Origin of the sequence: Oryzihumus sp., assembly GCF_036391795.1 — a bacterium.
Taxonomy (GTDB): domain Bacteria; phylum Actinomycetota; class Actinomycetes; order Actinomycetales; family Dermatophilaceae; genus Oryzihumus.
This window is the reverse complement of the sequence record NZ_DASVZH010000115.1, coordinates 1-2,578: the sequence shown is the minus strand read 5'-3', so window position 1 is coordinate 2,578 and position 2,578 is coordinate 1. Positions and strand designations below refer to the sequence as shown.

The window sequence follows — 2,578 nt, the reverse complement described above, 5'->3', positions numbered from 1 at the left end:
GACAGGAGCAGCTTCTCGATCCGCCGCGCAGTGCCGACCAGGCCGAGCAGGCCCATGACCACGAGGTAGCCCACGTGCACGACCAGCCCCGGCCCGACCTCGCCCAGCATGAGCGCCCGCTCCAGCGCGACGCCGTGGTAGAGCGGGGTCAGCTGGACCACCCACTGCACCGCCCCCGGGTAGGTCGCCAGGGGGAAGAACGTCGCGGAGAACAGGAACATCGGCTGGATCGCGAGGGTGACGTAGTCGAAGTCGACCCACGAGCGCATGAACGTCGTGGCGAACATGCCCACCGCCGCGAACGCGAACCCGATCAGGGTCGCGGCCGGCACCGCCAGCAGCGCCCACCACGAGTGGACCGTGCCGGCGGCGACCGCGACGGCGAGGAACGCCGCGGCATACAGGGACCCGCGGATCAGCGCCCAGCCGATCTCGCCGACGGCGACGTCGCGAGGCCCGAGCGGCGTGGCCAGGACGGAGTCGTAGAGCTTGGCGTACTTGAGCTTGAAGAAGACGTTGAACGTGGAGTCGAAGACCGCGCCGTTCATCGCCGAGCTGGCCAGCAGCGCGGGGGCGACGAAGTGGGCGTAGGGCACGACGGTGCCGCCGTCGGTGGTCACGGTGCGGACCAGCGAGCCCAGGCCGATGCCGAGCGAGAACAGGTAGAACACCGGCTCGGCGAACCCGGTGATGATCGCGATCCAGCCGTGCCGGAAGCTCATGACGTTGCGCTCGACCAGGATCCGCGCCATGCCGGCACCAGCCGGGACCGGCAGCAGCCGCGCCACCCGGGAGGCCGCGGTCGGACGCGCGAGCGTGCCCTGCGTGGTCATGTGACGAGCCTCCCCCGGAAGGTGCGACGCGCGACCCACGCGCCCGCCGCGATGAACACCAGCAGGTATGCCGTGTGGCCCAGGACCGCGAGCACGTCCGGCGACCCGAGTGCGAGCGAGCGGTTGGCCTCGACGCCGTGCCACAGCGGCGTCACCCACGCCACCGGCCGCAGCCACACCGGCAGCTGGCTGACCGGGAAGAACGTGCCGGAGAACAGGAACAGCGGCGTGATGACGAAGCGGAACAGGATGTTGAAGCCGGAGTCGCTCTCCTGCTTGGCGGAGAACGCGAAGATCGGCACCGCGAAGGCCATCCCGGTCAGCAGCGTCACCGGCAGCGCGAGCAGCACCCACCACGAGGCCCACGCGCCGAAACAGGCCCCGACCGCCAGGAAGATCACCGTGGCGCTGGTGACCTGGGCCGCGACGTAGGTGAGGTGACCCAGCAGCAGGTCGTCGACGCCGATCGGGGTGGCGAGCATCGCGTGGTACTGCATCTGCCAGCGGATCGCCCCCAGCACCTGGTAGGTCGACTCCCCCATCGCCACCCACATGGCCTGGGCCGCGAGGATGCCGGGGACGACGAACTGCAGGTAGGGCACGCCGTCGATGCCGCCGGCGGAACGGTTGACCAGGCTGCCCAGGCCCAGGCCCATCGACAGCAGGAAGAGCAGCGGCGAAAGGAAGCGGCCGAAGATCGAGCCACGCCAGGTGCGCTTGTAGGCGGTGAGCCAGTAGCCGAGGACCGGTCGCCAGCGCTGGGGCCGGGCCGCGGTCGGGGTGAGCACGCTCATCAGTCCACCAGCGTCCGGCCGGTGAGGTGCAGGAAGACGTCCTCGAGCGTGGAGCGGCGCACCAGCGAGGACAGCGGCCGCAGGCCGAGCCGGTGGACCGTCGCGGCCGCCTCGTCGCCGTCGTCGGTGTAGACCAGCAGCCGGTCGGGCAGCACCTCGGTGCGCTCGCCGACGCCGGAGAGCTTGTCGGCGTAGGCGCCGTGGTCGTCCTCGGCGAACCGCAGCTCGAGCACCTCGCGGGTGGAGTACTGCTCGATGAGCGAGCGCGGCGAGCCCTCGGCGACGATCCGGCCGTGGTCCATGACCACGAGGCGGTCGCACAGCTGCTCGGCCTCGTCCATGTAGTGCGTGGTCAGCACCAGGGTCACGCCGGAGCGCTTGAGCCGGAACAGCCGGTCCCACAGGACGTGCCGCGCCTGCGGGTCCAGGCCGGTGGTCGGCTCGTCGAGCAGCAGGATCTCGGGTGAGTTGATGAGCGACCGGGCAATCGTCAGCCGCCGCTTCATGCCGCCGGAGAGCGGCTCCACCTTGGAGCCGGCGCGGTCGGAGAGCTGGGCGAACTCAAGCAGCTCAGTTGCCCGTGAACGGACCTCGCGCCGGGACAGCCCGAAGTAGCGGCCGTAGATCCAGATGTTCTCCTCGACGGTGAGCTCCTCGTCGAGGGTGTCGCGCTGGGGCACCACGCCGAGCCGGGCCCGGATGTCCGGCCCGTGCGTGGCCGGGTCCTGGCCGAACAGGCGCAGCTCGCCCCCGGTGGCCGGCGAGACGCAGCCGACCATGCGCATGGTCGAGGACTTGCCCGCACCGTTGGGGCCCAGGAAGCCGAAGGCCTCCCCCCGCCGGACGCCGAAGTCGATGCCGTCGACGGCGGTGAAGTCGCCAAAGGTCTTGGTCAGCCCGCTCGCGCGGATGAGGATGTCGTCGTCGGTCCCCGTCACAGGCGTCAACGCT

3 protein-coding genes are annotated in these 2,578 nt (G+C 70.8%); all 3 read right to left on the bottom strand.

Annotation, left to right across the window (positions count from 1 at the left end; translation table 11 throughout):
* Positions 1–833, bottom strand: an 833-nt coding sequence (locus VF825_RS06835; protein WP_331111504.1) for an ABC transporter permease, incomplete at its 3' end; no start/stop codon positions are given.
* Entirely contained in the window at positions 830–1,627 is a 798-nt protein-coding gene (locus tag VF825_RS06830) for an ABC transporter permease (RefSeq protein ID WP_331111502.1), read from the bottom strand. The genes VF825_RS06835 and VF825_RS06830, both read right to left, overlap by 4 nt.
* The gene (locus tag VF825_RS06825) at positions 1,627–2,574 is read right to left on the bottom strand and encodes an ABC transporter ATP-binding protein (protein ID WP_331111506.1); all 948 of its coding nucleotides are present in this window, start codon (positions 2,572–2,574) and stop codon (positions 1,627–1,629) included. Before VF825_RS06825 ends, VF825_RS06830 begins: the two co-directional genes overlap by 1 nt.
* Positions 2,575–2,578 lie beyond the last annotated feature (4 nt).